The organism is Marinobacter sp. AL4B, assembly GCF_019916045.1.
In the GTDB taxonomy this organism is placed as follows: Bacteria; Pseudomonadota; Gammaproteobacteria; order Pseudomonadales; family Oleiphilaceae; genus Marinobacter.
In genome coordinates, this window is the sequence record NZ_JAILWZ010000013.1 from 128,449 (window position 1) to 146,798 (window position 18,350).

Genomic DNA, 18,350 nt, shown 5'->3' on the forward strand with positions numbered 1-18,350 from the left:
GGATGACAGATTTATTTTCTAACCCGGAATTCTGGCAATACCTCAGCATTCCTGTAATCGCTGCATTTATAGGATGGGGCACCAACTGGCTTGCCATCAAAATGACTTTCTACCCGCTGGAATTCATCGGCAAGCCTCCCCTACTAGGCTGGCAAGGCATCATTCCCTCGAAAGCCCGAAAAATGGCCGCCATCAGCGTCGATGCCACCATTTCCAAAATCGGCACTGTTCAAGAGATCTTCGAACAAATCGATCCGAACGTACTCGCTGCGCACATCATCTACACCGTCGATCCGCGCGTTGAAGAATACGTCGACGAGCTCATGCTCAGAGAACACCCCACTTTCTGGGAAAATCTGCCCTCCTCGGCACGAAAACTCGTCTACGAGCGAGTCAGAAAAGCTACCCCGCAGTTGGTCGACAACTTGGTGCAAGACATCGCCACCAACATCGAAGACCTGCTCGATATCAAAGGCATGGTGATTGACCGTCTGGCCAAAGACAAACGGCTACTAAACCGCATCTTTCTGGAATGTGGCGACGTGGAGTTTCGATTCATCATCAACTCTGGCATGTACTTTGGATTTCTCTTCGGCCTTATCCAGATGGCTGTTTGGTATCTCTATCCAGCTATCTGGGTACTTCCGGTCTTTGGTCTCCTGGTCGGCTGGGCCACCAACTGGATCGCCCTGAACGTTATCTTCCGCCCCTTGAAACAACACAAAATCGGACCACTCAAGATCCAGGGCCTCTTTCTCAAACGCCAGCCTGAAGTGGCCCATTCCTTCTGTCACATCGTCACTCACGAGATCCTCACCGTTGGCAACATTATTCAAGGAATCCTTGAAGGCCCCAAAGGTGACCGAGCCCGCAACATGGTGAAAAAACACATTAAACCGCTGGTCGACGAAACCGCCGGCATGGGAAAAGCATTTACTCAAGTGGCGTTTGGTCCCACCGGATTTGCTGCCATGAAAAATCATGTCGGTGAGAAAGCCATCACTATTTCACAAAGCTCCTTCGACAACCCCGCGTTTGAACAAGATCGGGCTCGCGCGGTTGAATCCATTATGGTGGAAAGAATGATCGCCCTCTCCTCCGAAGAGTTTCAGGATCTGTTACGCCCCTGTTTCCAGGAAGATGAAATCAAATTGATCCTGGTTGGCGCTTTCCTCGGGATGGCGGCCGGTATCGGCCAGCTGATCTTTATTTTCGGTGATACCTTGCTGTAAAACGAAGGAATACTGTGCAGAGAAGCTGCACATATCTATACTCACAAGAACAATCACTCAAGACATACCTGTCCGGAGGCAATGAATGCCAGGATTTTTCTCCTGGGTTTCAGGCTTGTTCTCGAAAAAACAGCCCGCGCACGCTGCGCAAGAAACTCGCCTGTTCAACAACACGGCAAAGAACTTGAGCGCCAGCGACGATACCGAAGCCAAGCCTCCCCCGCGGCTGGAAGAGCACTTATTTTGTTGGCTTCTGGACACACAACCAGCCCTGCTTAACAAAAACTCATCCAGCTCTGACAAAGTGCTGGCCGAGTTAGAACGACGTTTGCAAACCAACGCCATGGAAGAGTTGCCTCGCAAACCTGGCACCTTACCCATGCTCATGCGGGCGCTGTCTGCAGAAACCACAGATCGGAAACATCTGACCGACATCATCTTGAGTGACCCGTCACTGACCGATCAGCTGCTTCAGGTAGCCAACAGCCCGCAGTTCAAGCCGGGAGACTATCTTATCGAATCGGTTGACCAAGCGGTTTTTGTACTCGGCTTGAACGGCATCCGAAACGTGATTGCAGCGGCGGTAATGCGCCCAATGATGGCAGCCAGAAACAGCTCGGAAGCGCTCTTCGCACAAAGGGCATGGCGTTGGGGCCTGACCTGCGCTCGCTCCGCAGAGATGATCGCAAGAATTCATAACGACGACACCAGCGCCCATTTCATGGTGGGTTTGCTACCGTCTTTGGCCTACATCACGATTCGTCGTGAGATTGCCGCCATCTGCAGAGCCGAGAATTTGGATAGCGAACCGGAACCTGCGTTACTCAGGCTGGCTCTGGCCAGGCATCAATGGGCCACATGCCAGTTGCTGGCTAATGTTTGGGCGTTGCCACCGAAGTACCACGCATGGCTGTTATCGGCCGAACGGCCAGCCCCTAAACAGGAAAACTGGCCGCTGCTGGATGGGCTGTTAGTGGGTACTCGGGAAGTTTTGCGTCATGCCCGGCAGCGTAACCTGGCGGAGGAAGATCTGCTGAAGCTTGTGCACATTTCCCCACAACAACTCGACCAAGTTCGAGCGGCTGTTCTCTCCATGCTCAAAGAAAGCGGCAACGAACCCTAGCGGCCGGTGCCAAACGGCGACTTAGTCCGTTTCGCTATCACCCCCTTTGCCGAGCAGCTCAGCAAAACTGACATCGTCATGCCCGAACGACAGATCCATCAACTGAGCGGGCAAGGCGTTAGCCGGCAGGCGATCAACCACCCTGTCTTCGTCACGGCGCACCACCTTCAAAACCATCTCGACCGTGATCAGATCCAGTGCGCGACCGGGCACCAACTGATCGCCATTACGCCCGGCCAGACTTAACACACCAGCCCTGATCAACTTATCACTGATGCGGCGCGTGACCTCGCCAGGTACCCGCAACTCATGCTCCAGGGCTTCTTGCTGCGGCGCGGGCTCGCCCTGACTGAAGGGCTTCGCGACCATCCACATCAACACAAGGGCGACTCGCTCTTGCAGCTCCGGAGCCATTTGAACGTTTCGTTTTTTCGCCACAGAGCCGGGATTCTGCATGTAGAACGCCAAGCTGGCACCCAGCAACAAAATCATCCAATTCAGGTAGATCCAGATCAACAAAATGATCCCGACCGCAAAACCGGAGTAGATGGCCGCGTACTTGGCCGAACCGGCCACAAAGGAGGCAAAGAGCATGCCCCCTGCTTGCCACGAAATACCCGCCAGCAAACCCGCTATAAAGGCATACCGGAACTTAACCCGGGTATTAGGAATGAAGATATAGACAAACGTGAAGGCGGCCACCACCAGGAAGAAGGGCGTGAAACGGGTGGCAATAACGATGAGCGAGCCGAAGGGCTCAATGGCCATCAATGTTTGAGCCACGTCTGACGACAGCAAGGTCGCAGTTGCACCAACAGCGGAAACCATCAGGAGCGGGCCAATCATGATCACGCTCAGATAGTTACTGAAGCGCTGCGCCATAGAGCGCATATCCGGCACGCGCCAGATCATATTAAAGGACCGCTCGATCTTCTGGACCAGTGAAATCACGGTATAGACCAGCATGGCCAGACCCACTGACCCCAGAACCCCAACCTTGATGTTATCTACGAACCCCAGAATCTGCTCTGCAATCTCAATCCCTTGCGGCCCCATCGGCTGAAAGAACTGATACAGAAACGGCTCCATCTTCTGGTGAACGCCCAGCGCCTTCAGCACAGAAAAACTCAACGCCAGCAACGGCACAATGCTCAAAAGCGAGGTATACACCAAACTCATGGAGTGCAACGTGAGCTGGCCACTGACCACATCCCGAACTAACGCGTACAATGAACGACCGGACTTATACAGCCATGTCCAAGGCCAAGATTGCGGTGGGTTAGGGTTAGAAAGAATCCAGTCTTCTGCGGCCTGAAGCCGCTCCTTAAATTGTGTAGACGCCACGTAGAATCCTACTTTGTTGGTCTTTTCTACAGCTTATCAGGCAGATGGCAGTAAACAACCCGCTGTTCCGCATTTTGAATGCCACCCCTCTGCACGCCCCGGGGCGTAATGCGAATATTCTTATCAAGATTCGTTCTTTCCACTTATAACCAAAATAGCGTAAAAACGATCGCTTTAATATCCGTCTGATGTATCGACAAAGGATTACTGCTATGCGCACTTCCCGCTTGTGGGCAACTATTGCCCTCACCTCTTTGCTGCCCGGCACGGCAGCAGCAACCAACGGTTACTTGAGCCATGGATACGGCACCATCAATGCCGGCATGGCTGGAGCGGGAACGGCGCTTTCGCAAGACAGCATTGCAGCAGCAACCAACCCCGCCGGCATGGCGTTTGTGGGCAGCCGGATTGACGGTGGCCTAGAAGTTTTCTCGCCTCGACGGAAGTATACCGTGGAAGGTGGAGCGCCCAGTACGCCGCAGACCTTTTATCTCGCGCCTGGCACGGTTTCCAGTGAAAACGAGGCCTTCTTTATCCCTCATTTTGGCTACAATCGCGCTTTGGGCAACGGCCATAGCTTGGGCCTGTCCATTTTTGCCAACGGTGGCATGAACACCGAATACAGCGGCGACAATGGCGGCACCTATGGTGGAGGGAAAACCGGGGTTAATCTGGAACAAGTTTTCATTGCTCCGACCTGGTCGTGGGAGTTTTCGGACGGCCAGGCTCTCGGCATTTCTCCGCTGATTGCCTACCAGCGTTTCAAAGCCGAAGGCTTACGCAATTTCTCGGGCTTTTCGTCCAACCCTAATGCCCTAACCGACAACGGTACAGACGACGCCTGGGGCTATGGCATTCAAATTGGCTGGCAGGGCCAAGTAACCGAAACCCTTCGTGCAGGTGCAAGCTGGCGCACCATTCTGGAAATGGAAGAGTTCGACCAGTACGAGGGTTTGTTTGCGGAACAAGGCGATTTTGATATCCCTCAGATGTTCAATGCCGGCATTGCCTGGTCGGGCATTCAAGATCACTGGCTTCTGCTAGATGTGCAGCACATCCGCTATAGCGACATTAACAGTGTTGGCAACCCCATGATGCCGAACCTGATGCAAGCCCGCTTGGGCGATGATGAAGGAGCCGGCTTCGGCTGGGACGACATGACCATCGTCAAACTCGGCTGGCAGTGGCAGCAAGACCAGGCACAAACCTGGCGTGCCGGTGTCAGCTACGGTGAACAGCCAATCCCCGACGAGGAAGTGCTGTTTAACATTCTGGCCCCGGGCGTTCAGGAGTGGCACTTCACCGGCGGCTTCACGCATCGCTTTAGCGAAAGTTTGGAAATGTCCGGCATGGCGTTCTACTCACCTCGTAAAACCGTCCGGGGAGATAACCCGATGGGCCCTGGTCAGGAGATTGAACTGAGCATGACCCAAGTAGGTGCTTCTTTCAGCGTTGGTTACCAGTTCTAAACCGTTTCGAGGTTTTTCGCGGTAATCCCCACAATCCGCTGCCGGGCCTCTCGACTGGCCCAAGCGGAGTGGGGGGTCACGATCAGATTCGGAATATCCTCCGCCAGCAACGGATTACCGTTGCGCGGAGGCTCTTCAGTCAATACATCGAACCCTGCCCCGGCAATCTGTCCCTGCCTCAACGCATTTGCCAACGCACTTTCATCAACCAAACCACCCCGACTGGTGTTGATCAGCAGCGCGGTAGGCTTCATCAGCCCTAACTCTCTCTCACCAATCAAATTGCGAGTTTCTTCGGTTAGCAAACAATGCAGCGATAACACGTCGGCCTGCGCCAACAACTCGTCCAACGGAATGCGTGGATAGCCATCCACACTGCCGGCTTCCTGCCCGGGACGGCACCCCAGAACGATCTCCATTCCAAACGCTTTCGCCCGCTCAGCGACGCCCTGCCCCAAATCTCCGTAACCCAAAATACCCAGCGTTTTGCCCTCCAGCTCCATGATCGGATGATCCATCAGGCAGAACATTTCGCTGCGCGCCCAAGTGCCGTTTCGGGCATCCCGGTTGTAATCCAGCAAACGAGTTGCCAACGCCAGAATCAACGCCATGGTGTGCTGGGCTACAGTGGAGCGGCCGTAGCTGGTCACGTTGAGAACGGTAATGCCGTGCTCCTTTGCAGCCTGCAAATCAATATTGTTCAGCCCCGTCGCCACCACTGCGATGGTTTTCAAATCCGGGCAGGCTTCAAAGTGCTCGCGCCCCAACACCACTTTATTCACCAGCACGGTATCGAACCCGCGGATGCGGCCCAGAATCTGTTCCGGTGCGGTGCGTTCGTGGCGGGTCAATCCGCCCGTCACCGTCTCAATGGGCGATAAATCCACATCATCCCCAAGGGTTCTGGCGTCCAGAAAAACGGCTTTCATACTTTTCTCCTGTCTCAAGTGATGAACAGATTAAGCTAGACTGAAACAAATTGATCAATCCCGGAGGCGCACTATGGAGCACGAATTCTGGCACGAACGCTGGGCCAAAGAGCAAATTGGCTTTCACGAAGGCACCGTCAACCAGTACCTGCACGACCACTGGCCAGAACTGGCCGGTTCAGGAACCGAGGCGGTGTTTGTTCCGCTGTGCGGTAAAGCCCACGATATGTGGTGGCTGCACGACCGTGGCCATCCTATCATTGGTGTCGAGCTCAGCGACGTAGCATGCAAAGACTTCTTCGAAGAAGTTGGCGAAAAAGCCATGGTGAGCCCCGGCGAACCATTCACCACATTCACCCACGGTAACCTGCAACTTTGGTGCGGTGACTTTTTCCAGTTGGTGCCGCAAGATCTCAAGCACATCCGCCTTGTTTACGACAGGGCCGCCTTGATCGCGCTACCCCCGGAAATGCGCAAAGACTACGTAAACCATCTAACCGCGGTCACGCCGGATAACACGACCATTTTGCTGATTACCCTCGACTACGACAACAACGAAATGAAAGGGCCTCCCTTCAGCGTCAGTGATGATGAAGTGCATCAGCTCTTTTCTGACGACTATTCGATAACCCAAATACACAAGCAAGATATGGCACACGACAGCCCGTTCGCCAAGCGAAAAGGACTGAGTAAGGGGGCGACGGAAAGCGTGTTCAAACTCATCAAAAAATAATTTAATGAACCCATTCAGCACTCGGCCTGTCCAACCTCACGAGTCTGAACTAAGCTCAAATTAAACACACCATCCAATCATTCACACGGCCCCGGGTCACAACTGCCGGGGCACTGCGGAGACACTGCGTGAGTTAGAACTGTCCATAACAAGCGAATGTAAGCGAGGGTATCTATGAGCATTCTGCAGCATTTCAAAGACCGGTATGCACAAACTCAGGAAGAAGAATTCTCTCTTGAGGAATACCTGGAGATCTGCAAAAACGATCCAACATCCTACGCCACCGCCGCGGAGCGAATGTTGATTGCGATCGGCGAGCCAGAACTGATTGACACCTCCCGAGACCCTCGCCTCTCACGTATTTTTTCCAACAAAGTCATCAAACGTTACCCGGAATTCGACGAGTTCTATGGCATGGAAGAAGCCGTGGAAAACATCGTGTCGTTTTTCCGCCATGCAGCCCAAGGGCTGGAAGAAAAGAAACAGATTCTCTACCTGTTGGGCCCGGTCGGTGGCGGCAAATCTTCCCTCGCCGAAAAACTAAAAGCACTCATGCAAAAAGTGCCTTTCTACGCCATCAAAGATTCACCGGTAAACGAAAGCCCGCTGGCTCTTTTCAACCCCGACGAGGACGCTCCGATTCTGGAAGAAGAATACGGTATTCCGAGTCGATACCTGAAAAGCATCATGTCGCCATGGGCTGTTAAACGGTTGCACGAGTACGGTGGCGATATCAGTCAGTTCCGGGTCGTGAAACGCTACCCCTCGATTCTCGACCAGATCGCGGTTTCGAAAACCGAACCGGGCGATGACAACAACCAGGACATTTCCGCACTGGTCGGCAAAGTCAACATCCGCATGCTGGAAGACTTCTCGCAAGATGATCCGGATGCCTACAGCTTCAGCGGCGGCCTCTGTAAAGCCAACCAGGGTCTGCTGGAATTTGTGGAGATGTTTAAAGCCCCGATCAAAGTGCTCCACCCTTTGCTGACAGCCACTCAGGAAGGCAACTACAACACCACCGAAGGCATGGGATCAGTCCCGTTTGATGGCGTGATATTGGCTCACTCCAACGAATCCGAGTGGCAAACCTTCCGCAATAACAAGCACAACGAAGCCTTCCTCGACCGGGTATATATCGTCAAAGTGCCCTACTGCGTGCGGGTCACGGAAGAGATCGAGATCTACCGTAAGTTGTTGAAAAACAGCTCTCTGTCTGGTGCACCCTGCGCCCCGGACACCTTAGACATGCTGGCTCAGTTCTCGGTGCTGTCGCGCATCAAAGATCCTGAGAATTCGAGTGTTTTTTCCAAGATGAAGGTGTACGACGGCCAGAACATCAAAGACACCGACCCAAAAGCCAAATCCATTCAGGAATATCGAGATGCGGCCGGCGTGATGGAAGGTATGGATGGATTGTCCACCCGCTTTGCCTTCAAAATTCTGTCGAAAGTCTTCAACTTCGACACCACGGAAATCGCGGCCAACCCGGTTCACCTACTCTATGTGCTTGAAAAACAGATCGAGCAGGAGCAGTACGCGGCGGAAACGCAGGAAAAATACCTGCGCTTCATCAAAGAATATCTGGCACCGCATTATGTCCAATTCATTGGCAAGGAAATCCAGACAGCCTATTTGGAGAGCTACAGCGAGTACGGTCAGAACCTGTTCGACCGCTACGTCACCTACGCAGATCTCTGGATTCAGGATCAGGAATTCCGCGACCCGGAGACCGGCGACATTCTGGACCGCTCTTCCATCAATGACGAGCTGGAGAAAATCGAGAAACCCGCGGGTATCAGCAACCCGAAAGATTTCCGCAACGAAGTAGTCAATTTCGTGCTGCGGGCTCGCGCCAACAATCATGGCGAAAACCCGTCCTGGCTCAGTTATGAAAAGCTGCGCAGCGTGATCGAGAAGAAAATGTTTTCGAACACGGAAGACTTACTACCGGTTATTTCATTCAACCCAAAAGCCAGTCAAGAGGATCAGAACAAGCACAAACAATTTGTCGAACGCATGGTCGATCGGGGGTACACCGAGAAACAGGTCCGCTTGCTTGCCGAGTGGTATCTGCGTGTACGTAAGTCCCATTAACGGCCAGCGGGAGCAGTAATATGGGCATGACCCACATAGTCGACCGTCGACTTAACGGTAAAAACAAGAGCGCGGTGAACCGGGAACGGTTCCTGCGCCGCTACCGACACCACATCAAGAAAGCGGTTTCAGAAGCTGTGCAGCGCCGCTCCATCACCGATGTAGAACGAGGAGAGAAGGTCAGCATTCCCTCGAAAGACATTCAGGAGCCCACCTTCCGACATGGCGCAGGTGGGCGACGTGACGCGGTGCATCCCGGCAACCAGGAATGGGTAGCCGGTGACACCATTGCCAAACCCGAAGGCGGTGCCGGCCAAAGTCAGGGCCCTGGGCAATCCAGCCCCGATGGGGAGGGCATGGACGAGTTCGTATTCCAAATTACTCAGGAGGAGTTTCTGGAATTCCTGTTCGATGACCTGGAATTGCCAAACCTCGCCCGCAAGAAACTCAAAGATACGGAAGCTTTCAGTTTCGTTCGGGCCGGGTTTACGAGCCAGGGCGTTCCGGCAAAACTGGACGTTGTGCGCTCGTTGCGGGGTGCCCACGCCCGGCGTCTGGGTTTAAGTGGTGCTCGCAAGCGGAAAATTCGTGCCTTGGAGGCACAACTGCAGGAGCTGAAAACGGCACCCGACGATCTGGATCCAGCGTTCAGCCACGAAGACCATATCAAAGCGTTGATTGAAGAAATTGCCGAGTTGAAAGCCAACGTCAAGCGCATCCCGTTCATCGATGAAATCGACCTGCGCTACCGACAGCACCAAAAACAACCGAAACCAGCGACCAGTGCGGTGATGTTCTGTCTGATGGATGTGTCTGGCTCAATGACCCAGATGCACAAAGACATCGCTAAGCGCTTTTTCATCCTTCTCTACATGTTCTTGAAAAAGAACTACAAGAAAATCGACGTAGTGTTTATTCGCCACCACACCAGCGCGAAAGAGGTCACGGAGGAAGAGTTTTTCTACTCTCGCGAGACAGGCGGCACCATTGTTTCAAGCGCCCTGAAGTTGATGCGTAAAATCATCGACGACAGATACTCCCCTGCGGAATGGAACATCTACGCGGCGCAGGCCTCCGATGGCGACAACTGGAACGATGACTCACCCACCTGCGGCAAGCTGTTGGCAGAGGGCATTTTGCCCCAAGTGCAATACTACTCTTACATCGAGATCACACCGCTGGACCATCAAACGCTCTGGTATGAATACGAAAAGCTCATGGCCGAGCACCCGCAAAGCTTTGCCATGCAACAGATTGCTGACCCAGCGGACATATACCCGGTTTTCCGGAAGCTGTTCGAGAGGAAAGCTGCATGAATGAATCAATTGACCGCCCCAATGATACGGGAGGCCTTGAGCCCAAAGTCGGCACACTCATTTCGACCACTTCGGAATGGACGTTTGAGCTGATCCAAAAATACGATGAAGCCATCGCCGAATGTGCCGCCGAATTTGGTCTGGATACTTACCCCAACCAAATCGAGGTGATCACCGCCGAACAAATGATGGATGCCTACAGTTCAGTGGGCATGCCGGTCGGTTATAACCACTGGTCCTTCGGCAAGCAATTTCTGCAAACGTCCAAGGGCTACCAGCGCGGCCAGATGGGATTGGCCTATGAGATTGTGATCAACTCCAACCCCTGCATCGCCTACCTGATGGAGGAGAACACCTTACCGATGCAGGCGTTGGTTGTCGCCCATGCAAGCTACGGGCATAACTCGTTTTTCAAAGGCAATTATCTGTTCCGTACCTGGACAGACGCAAACGCCATCATCGATTATCTGGTGTTCGCCCGAAACTATGTGTCTGAATGCGAAGAGCGCCATGGCATTGATGCAGTCGAAGAGATTCTCGACTCCTGTCATGCTCTGATGAACTATGGCGTAGACCGCTACAAGCGCCCGTCTCCTATTTCTGCAGAGGAAGAAATTCTCAGGCAAACCGAAAGAGAGGAATACCAACAACGGCGGATTAACGACCTATGGCGCACGATTCCGAAAGCGGAAGAAGACGACCCGGTCAAACGCAAGCCACGGTTCCCCTCTGAGCCACAAGAAAACCTGCTTTACTTCATCGAAAAGAACGCGCCTTTACTGGAAACCTGGCAACGGGAACTGGTACGAATCGTACGAAAGCTGGCGCAATACTTTTACCCACAGCGCCAAACTCAGGTCATGAACGAGGGCTGGGCCAGCTTTTGGCACTACACCCTGCTGCACCGCTTGTACGCAAAAGGTCTGGTGAATGATGGCTTCATGCTGGAATTCCTGCAAAGCCACACATCGGTTGTTTACCAACCTCCGTTCAACAGCCCTTGGTATTCAGGCATCAACCCTTACACGCTTGGCTTCTCAATCTACACAGATTTGCGACGGATGTGCGAAAACCCCACCGACGAGGACCGCGAGTGGTTCCCGGACATCGCCGGTAGCGACTGGCTGGAAACCCTTCATTTCGCCATGCGGAATTTCAAAGACGAGAGTTTCATTCTGCAATACCTTTCACCTAAGGTCATGCGGGATCTCAAATTGTTCGCCATCGAAGACGACGATAACGAAAACCACTACACAGTCACCGCCATTCACGATGAAACCGGCTACCGGGCACTGCGCGAAAAACTGGCCGGACAATACAACTTGAGCTATCGGGAACCGAACATTCAGGTTTGGAATGTGGATGTACGAGGCGACCGCTCACTAACACTGCGGCACATCCCGGTGGATCATATCCCTTTAGACAAACACACCGATGAGGTGCTCCGTCACGTTCACCGGCTTTGGGGTTTCGACGTTTTCCTCGAAACCGTGGACAACGGCAAGGTACAAAACACGCACCGTTGTCCACCTCAGCCTGCCGATAGCGACTGATTGAGGTTTACCCCCTTAACTTATAGCTTAAAACACAAAAAAAGAGTGTTCTTTACGGAACGCTTTTCATCGAGGTGCCGTCTACTAGTCGGTATACTAACGCTCATAATTAGAAATAACATATTGACGGAGAGTACAAAGGAATGGCACGCCTCAACACCCTGGATGCGTCTTGGTTAGCCGTAGAATCTGAAGACACCCCCATGCATGTGGGCAACCTACAGATCTTTTCATTGCCCGAAGGGGCACCGGACACCTATCTACGAGACATGGTGCTTCGCATGAAGGGATCGCATACTGTGGCTGCGCCCTGGGGCGACAAACTGGCCTGGTCCGGTTTTCTCGGCAGAGTGATTGCTCCCGCATGGAAAAAAGATAAAGACATCGACCTTGATTATCACGTCAGGCATTCTGCGCTCCCCCGCCCTGGCGGTGAACGGGAACTCGGCATTCTGGTATCGCGCCTTCACTCCAATCCTCTGGATTTTGCCCGACCACTCTGGGAATGCCATGTTATTGAAGGGCTGGAGAACAATCGGTTTGCGCTGTACACCAAAATGCATCACTCGATGATTGATGGCATCAGCGGCGTGCGCCTGATGCAGCGCGTCCTGACAACCGATCCGGATCTTCGGAACATGCCACCACCTTGGGCGGTCCAGCCAAAAAAACGCAGAGCCCACAAAGGTGACCGGGAGGCCAGCGTACCCGGCGCTTTATCTCAAGCCATGGATGCCTTGAAGCTTCAAGTCGATATGGCGCCTCAGTTGTGGCAAGCAGGCAATCGCCTGGCCAAGTCTGCATTGCACCCGGAAGATGGTTTAACGGCTCCGTTTACCGGGCCGGTATCCATTCTGAACCACCGGGTAAAGGGCCAGCGTCGGCTCGCTACCCAACACTATGCAGTAGACCGCATTAAAGCATTGGCGCACGCCTCCGGCGGCTCGCTGAACGACATCGTTTTGTATTTGTGTGGAACCGCTTTGCGCCGCTTCCTACTCGAACAGAACAGTCTTCCGGATACGCCGCTGACTGCCGGCATACCGGTTAACATCCGTCCGGCCGACGATCAGGGAACGGGCACTCAGATCAGCTTTATGATTGCTTCATTGGCGACCCACGAAGCCGATCCTTTAAATCGTCTCCAGCAAATCAAAGAGTCTTGCCGCCGCGCAAAGGAACACTTGCAGAAACTTCCCAAGACGGCATTGACGCAATACACCATGCTGCTCATGTCGCCTTATATTCTGCAGCTGATGTCAGGATTGGGAGGGCGTATGCGCCCAGTATTCAACGTGACTATTTCCAACGTACCGGGGCCCGCAGAAACCTTGTATTTTGAGGGAGCAAAACTGGAAGCGACCTACCCTGTTTCGCTGATTGCTCACGGTGGTGCGCTGAACATCACCTGTTTAAGCTATGCAGGTACGCTCAATTTCGGCTATACCGGCTGCCGGGATACGCTCCCAAGTATGCAGAAAATTGCTGTATTCACCGGCGAAGCTCTGGATGAACTGGAAGCACTGATTCTGCCGCCAAAGCCCCAAAAAGGTCGAGCTGGCAACAAGAAGCAGTAAGGCCTAAGCACTTTGCCAGTGGTCAGCCCCGATCAAAACAAGCTGTAAAAAACGGGTGGTGCGCTTGCGCACCTGCTCGATCTGGTAGTCGTCTTCTGGCGAAATACTGAGAATGTCAGTCAAGCTGAAGGCGACTGTCCGAACCACTAAATCACACGTCATATCCAAATCGGAATCACTCAGCTGACCCAGTAATTTGAGCCGGCGTAAATCGTTGGCCAATTCACTGGCAAAAAAACGCATTTCACTGCGAATCCCTTCCTGCACTGCACGGCTCTCACCAGCCAATCCTTGCGCCATAAACATGAAATAATTGCGGTTGGCTAACGCATGGGCCACAAATATACCCACCGATTCTTCAATCAACTTATCGGCCTGCAACACGTTTTCCCGCGCTTCGCGCATCATCCGGCGTAACACCACGCCCAACTCATCGACCAGCTGCAAACCCAAGTCATCAACACTGCGAAAGTGTCTATAAAAGGATGTGGGCACCACACCTGCCTGACGGGTCACCTCCCGAATACCGATGCTGGCGAAATGCCGGCCTTTGCCCACCAGCGTCAATGCCGCCGTCATCAGCTTTTCGCGAGTTTCTCCCGGTCGCCGCCTTTGTACATCTGCCATAGCTCTATCCGTACAACAAAATCAGGTTCACAAGTGTACACACTCGATCAATTAAAAACCTTCCCGGCTTGTCATTATGCGCCAGCTTTTAACTAAAACCATTGCTCAGGCTCATTCTCATGTGTACATTCGTACACATCATGTGAACAACTGTACACACGCATTTAAAATCGACAGCTCTATGCACCTGGAGACACACCATGCTGGCAAAAATCACCCAGTCCAAAACGTTACATTGGCTAGGCCGGCAATTATCGAATAGCGAAGATCCCCGCGCATTTTTTGATCCTTTGACCGCAGCCATGAACCCTATGTGGGTACAACAGTACACACCGGCGCGGGTAGAACGCATCACCGCAGAGACAGCCGACACCAAGACCTTTGAGTTGAGGCCGGCTAATCGTTGGGGCGGTTTCAAGGCTGGCCAGCACCTGAACATACGCATCGACATTCAGGGTGTTCGCCGGACTCGGACTTTCAGCCTGTCCAGTTCACCGGCGCTCTGGGAAAGTCGTGGGTTGATCACCCTAACAATAAAACGCTTACCGGGAGGGCTGGTCACGAACTGGCTTCACGACGACTTGAAAGTTGGCGACGTCATCGGGCTGACGGAAGCCTTTGGTGACTTTCTGATTCCGGTAGAGAAGAAGCCGGTGCTATTCATTGCCGGCGGCAGTGGAATCACACCCATTCTGAGCCAGCTTGAAACCATGGCCTTGGGTAATTATCCGGAGCCCGTAACCCTGCTCTATTACGTTCGTACTCCAAACGACGTAATCGGTAAGGAAAAGCTGGCGGCCCTAGCCGCTCGCCACCCGGATTTCTCGCTAGATGTTATCACCACTCACGAAAGCTCTACGCCTCGCTACTTGAACGATCACGATTTGGACTCGATCCCAAATTTGGCTGCCCGGGAAATCTATCTGTGCGGTCCCAAAGGTTTGATGGATTTAGCAACAGAGAAACTTCGCCAACGGGACATTAAAGCCGAGCAACTGCACAGCACTTTCTTCGCCCCACCAGCTCCGGCTCAAATTTCATCTTCTGACATTGGTGGCGAAGTGACGTTTAGCGCTAGCAACCTGTCCGTGGATTCAATAGGCGACGCCAATCTGCTGGAGATGGCAGAAGCCGCCGGCCTAACGCCTCAGCATGGCTGCCGAATGGGCATCTGTCATCAGTGCACCTGCACGAAGACCAGCGGAACAGTAGTCAACCGGCTGACTGGGCAAGTATCCGGACCCGGTTCGGAAAGCGTGCAGCTATGTATTTCTATCCCCCAAGGCCCGGTAGCTTTGGACATATAACCCTTCTTGTTTTGCACTGCGGCCAAAGCGGCCGCCAGGAGTACACGAATGAATACGCTAAATGAACAACAGCTGAACGAGCTACAAAAAGACCTGGATACTATCCGCGACGAGGTGCTGGCCGATCTAGGGGAGCGAGACGCCAACCACATTCGCAGCATGGTACGCCTGCATCGTAAATTGGAGATCGGCGGGCGGGTATTGATGCCATTTGGCTTCATTCCACCCGTCTTTCTGGCGGCCACCGCATCATTGGGTCTGGCGAAGATACTCGAGAACATGGAGATCGGCCACAACGTGATGCACGGCCAATACGACTGGATGAACGACCCCAGCCTGAACTCCCAGACCTACGAGTGGGATACCGCCTGTTCTAGCGAATCCTGGCGTCGCACTCACAACTTCGAGCACCACACGTATACCAACGTGATTGGCAAAGACCGGGATTACGGTTATGCCGTGCTCAGGTTGAGCAACGACGAGCCTTGGAAGCCCCGTCACATCTTTCAAATCCTGAACTATGCAGCGTTGAGCATCTTGTTCCAGTGGGGTGTGGCCTTGCACGAACTAGAGGCGGAAAAGTTGAGCTATGGAAAAAGTCACCTGAAAGAAAAGCGCCCATTTCTGAGAGTCGCCGCCAAGAAAGCGGGTCGCCAGGCGTTTAAAGACTATGTATTTTTCCCAGTTCTTACCCTACCCGTTGCCCCGATTGTGCTCGCCGGCAATGCCGTAGCCAATCTAATTCGCAACCTGTGGTCGTCCACGGTAATTTTTTGCGGGCACTTCACACAGGATGCGGAAACCTTTACCGAAGAACAGGCAGAGGGAGAAAGCAAAGGCCATTGGTATCTTCGGCAGCTGACAGGTTCGTCCAATTTTACCGGCGGAAAATGGCTGCACATCATGAGTGGGCACCTAAGTTTTCAGATTGAGCACCACGTATTCCCGGACCTGCCCGCCCATCGCTATCCGGAAATTTCAGAAAAAGTTCAAAAGGTGTGCCAAAAGCATGGTATTCACTACAACACTGGCAGTTTCGGCAAACAGTACGGCACGGTGTTGAAGCGTATCCTCCGACACTCCTTGCCGGAGCGGATTACTCGCCGACCAGCTGTGGCTTAACGCCCACTGCGCTAACCGAGTGGCCGCCTACTTCCAGAGCAGTCACTCGGTTTCGCCCTTCCTTCTTGGAGGTGTAAAGCGCGTCGTCGGCTATCGCCACTACGTCACCGGACTCAACCGTAATGCCCGAGCCGACCACGGCCACACCAATACTCACGGTTACTGACCGTGGCTCACCTTCCCATTCAAACCAAAGATCCGATTCAATTCCGGCCCGAATCTTTTCCGCTACCTGCTTCGCACCCGCTAAATCGGTGTAGGGCAATACCATTGCGAACTCTTCGCCGCCATATCGGTAAATAATGTCGGTTTCGCGCTGCACAAGGTTGATTAATTTATCCGCCAGCTTGCGCAGGCATTTGTCACCGGCCGGATGCCCCAGGTTGTCGTTTACCGCTTTGAAATGATCAACGTCCAACAAGATGAGCGCCAACGCCCCTCTGCGCCGGCACCGAAACACTTCCTTTCGCATATGCGTATCAAAATAGCGCCGATTGAACAGCCCCGTTAGGCCGTCGGTTGAACTCAGCATTTCCAACTGCCGGTTGGCAGATTCCAGTTCGGCTGTACGCTCTGCAACGCGGGACTCAAGCGCTGTATTCATTTCACTCTGGATTCGTTGAGTTTCCTGCGTCATATGCCGCAAACGGTCTGCCAGCGCTATCGACAGCAAAATAACCTCAAACGCCGATCCGATCTGAATGGCATATTCGGTTACGGTATTTGCTGGCAGCACTCCAAACGTTTTAAACAAATAGATCAACATACCCGCCAGCAATGCGGTCCACGCCAACATGAAAAAGCGCGCTGGTCTGAAATTCCGATACAGGCACAAGCCTCCGGCAAACATCACCAGTATTGCCGCCATAACCGCGACAAAACTATTAAAGCGTATAACCGGTGCATAATCCGGAGAAACAATGGGCGCCACAGCCGCCAGCACGAAGATCCCGATCATGAAAAGAAAAACTCGATTCAAGATCGGCGCATTGTTTTTCAGAGCCAGAAACGACCGGGAGAAGCTCAGCACAAAAACCATGCCCGATGCGATCAAAACGGCGACAGCGCGGTTGTTCCACCACGGAAAATCCGGCCACAGATGCTCGAAAGAAAGCCCATTCAAGCTGAATTGAAGAGCACCATAGTTAAGAATATAACCCGAATACCAAAGGTAGTTGGTGTCTCGAATTGAAAGGAATATCAGAAGACTGAAGATCAGCATGGCTGCCAACAAGCCGTAAAACAAACCCAGAACAAATCGTTCTTGATGGTCGGCGTAACTAAAGCCGTCCAAGCTCCAGAGCTTGGTGCGCATCTGCACCGCGCCACTGGTTTTCACTCGAAAGTACAAATCGACACGTTCACCTCGGCTCAAATTCAGGTCGAAGTTGATGTTGTGATGGTCCTTGGCGCGCCCGTGAAACGGTACGGAATCACCCGCAATCTGGCGTTCCACCGGGCCCGTCGCGCGAACAATAAACAATTCCATTTCATCGATAATGGGGTACAAGGCTTCGATCACCCACCGATCGTTCGGACTGGAGACGTTTTCCACGCGAGTGTGAAACCAATAGGTCGAGCGGGTAAAACCGAAGTTATAGGCGCTTTGCGGAGCCTCTTGGGAGCCAAGTTCAGCCCAGCGCCGCTTGATCTGATAAACATTCAGATTGGAGGTGGGGTCTTCGTAGTAGGCGAGCTTTCGGGAAATATCAATCTCGTTACTTTCCCGATCCAGCGTGACAGACAGGCGATCGGAAGCCGCTACAGTCATGGCCTGCAACGAGCTGAAAGCCAGCATTACAACTAACAGCAGACGAATCAAGGGAACCCCGAGTCAATGAATGGTTCAATGTGCGAACCTAGATAATAGCTGACTCGGCGTGTCTCACGCGTAAGGAATGGCGTTTGTTCGTTACGGTAT

General features: G+C 53.1%; 14 protein-coding genes. 10 read left to right on the forward strand and 4 right to left on the reverse strand.

Annotated elements, in window-relative coordinates; translation table 11 throughout:
• Positions 1–2 precede the first annotated feature (2 nt).
• Positions 3–1,232, forward strand: coding sequence for a DUF445 domain-containing protein (locus K5L82_RS10910; RefSeq protein WP_133004653.1), 1,230 nt, complete (start codon positions 3–5; stop codon positions 1,230–1,232).
• Positions 1,233–1,317: 85 nt separating this feature from the next.
• Complete coding sequence (locus K5L82_RS10915; RefSeq protein WP_133004652.1) at positions 1,318–2,355, forward strand: HDOD domain-containing protein; 1,038 nt, start codon at positions 1,318–1,320, stop codon at positions 2,353–2,355.
• A 21-nt stretch (positions 2,356–2,376) separates the two neighbouring features.
• Here the strand turns inward: K5L82_RS10915 and K5L82_RS10920 are convergent, their stop codons facing one another.
• Complete coding sequence (locus tag K5L82_RS10920) at positions 2,377–3,699, reverse strand: YihY/virulence factor BrkB family protein (RefSeq protein WP_223134180.1); 1,323 nt, start codon at positions 3,697–3,699, stop codon at positions 2,377–2,379.
• A gap of 212 nt (positions 3,700–3,911) precedes the next feature.
• On the opposite strand from K5L82_RS10920, the gene K5L82_RS10925 reads away from it, so the two are divergent.
• On the forward strand, positions 3,912–5,168 hold the full coding sequence (locus K5L82_RS10925; protein ID WP_223134181.1) for an OmpP1/FadL family transporter: 1,257 nt from the start codon (positions 3,912–3,914) through the stop codon (positions 5,166–5,168).
• Here the strand turns inward: K5L82_RS10925 and K5L82_RS10930 are convergent.
• On the reverse strand, positions 5,165–6,097 hold the full coding sequence (locus tag K5L82_RS10930; protein WP_223134182.1) for a D-2-hydroxyacid dehydrogenase: 933 nt from the start codon (positions 6,095–6,097) through the stop codon (positions 5,165–5,167). The genes K5L82_RS10925 and K5L82_RS10930 overlap by 4 nt on opposite strands.
• Positions 6,098–6,170: 73 nt before the next feature.
• Here K5L82_RS10930 and tmpT point away from each other — a divergent pair, with 73 nt between their 5' ends.
• From tmpT to K5L82_RS10955, 5 genes are all read left to right on the forward strand, one after another.
• Positions 6,171–6,830 (forward strand): thiopurine S-methyltransferase, encoded by a 660-nt coding sequence (gene tmpT / locus K5L82_RS10935; RefSeq protein WP_223134183.1) that lies wholly within the window; start codon positions 6,171–6,173, stop codon positions 6,828–6,830.
• Between the two features lie 174 nt (positions 6,831–7,004).
• A complete protein-coding gene (locus K5L82_RS10940) occupies positions 7,005–8,927 on the forward strand; it encodes a PrkA family serine protein kinase (RefSeq protein ID WP_223134184.1) in 1,923 nt (640 codons plus the stop codon).
• Positions 8,928–8,953: 26 nt separating this feature from the next.
• Positions 8,954–10,243 (forward strand): YeaH/YhbH family protein, encoded by a 1,290-nt coding sequence (locus K5L82_RS10945; protein WP_262492641.1) that lies wholly within the window; start codon positions 8,954–8,956, stop codon positions 10,241–10,243.
• Entirely contained in the window at positions 10,240–11,796 is a 1,557-nt protein-coding gene (locus K5L82_RS10950) for a SpoVR family protein (protein ID WP_223134186.1), read from the forward strand. Before K5L82_RS10945 ends, K5L82_RS10950 begins: the two co-directional genes overlap by 4 nt.
• A gap of 143 nt (positions 11,797–11,939) precedes the next feature.
• The gene (locus tag K5L82_RS10955; protein WP_223134187.1) at positions 11,940–13,373 is read left to right on the forward strand and encodes a WS/DGAT/MGAT family O-acyltransferase; all 1,434 of its coding nucleotides are present in this window, start codon (positions 11,940–11,942) and stop codon (positions 13,371–13,373) included.
• Positions 13,374–13,376: 3 nt separating this feature from the next.
• Here the strand turns inward: K5L82_RS10955 and K5L82_RS10960 are convergent, their stop codons facing one another.
• Positions 13,377–14,000, reverse strand: a complete 624-nt coding sequence (locus K5L82_RS10960; protein ID WP_223134188.1) for a TetR family transcriptional regulator — start codon at positions 13,998–14,000, stop codon at positions 13,377–13,379.
• A gap of 200 nt (positions 14,001–14,200) precedes the next feature.
• On the opposite strand from K5L82_RS10960, the gene K5L82_RS10965 reads away from it, so the two are divergent.
• Positions 14,201–15,307: a ferredoxin reductase gene (locus K5L82_RS10965; RefSeq protein WP_223134189.1), complete on the forward strand. Its 1,107-nt coding sequence runs from the start codon at positions 14,201–14,203 to the stop codon at positions 15,305–15,307.
• A gap of 48 nt (positions 15,308–15,355) precedes the next feature.
• Positions 15,356–16,429 (forward strand): fatty acid desaturase family protein, encoded by a 1,074-nt coding sequence (locus K5L82_RS10970; RefSeq protein ID WP_223134190.1) that lies wholly within the window; start codon positions 15,356–15,358, stop codon positions 16,427–16,429.
• Here the strand turns inward: K5L82_RS10970 and K5L82_RS10975 are convergent.
• On the reverse strand, positions 16,404–18,251 hold the full coding sequence (locus K5L82_RS10975) for a diguanylate cyclase (RefSeq protein ID WP_223134191.1): 1,848 nt from the start codon (positions 18,249–18,251) through the stop codon (positions 16,404–16,406). The two genes, K5L82_RS10970 and K5L82_RS10975, sit on opposite strands and share 26 nt — an antisense overlap.
• Positions 18,252–18,350: the final 99 nt, after the last annotated feature.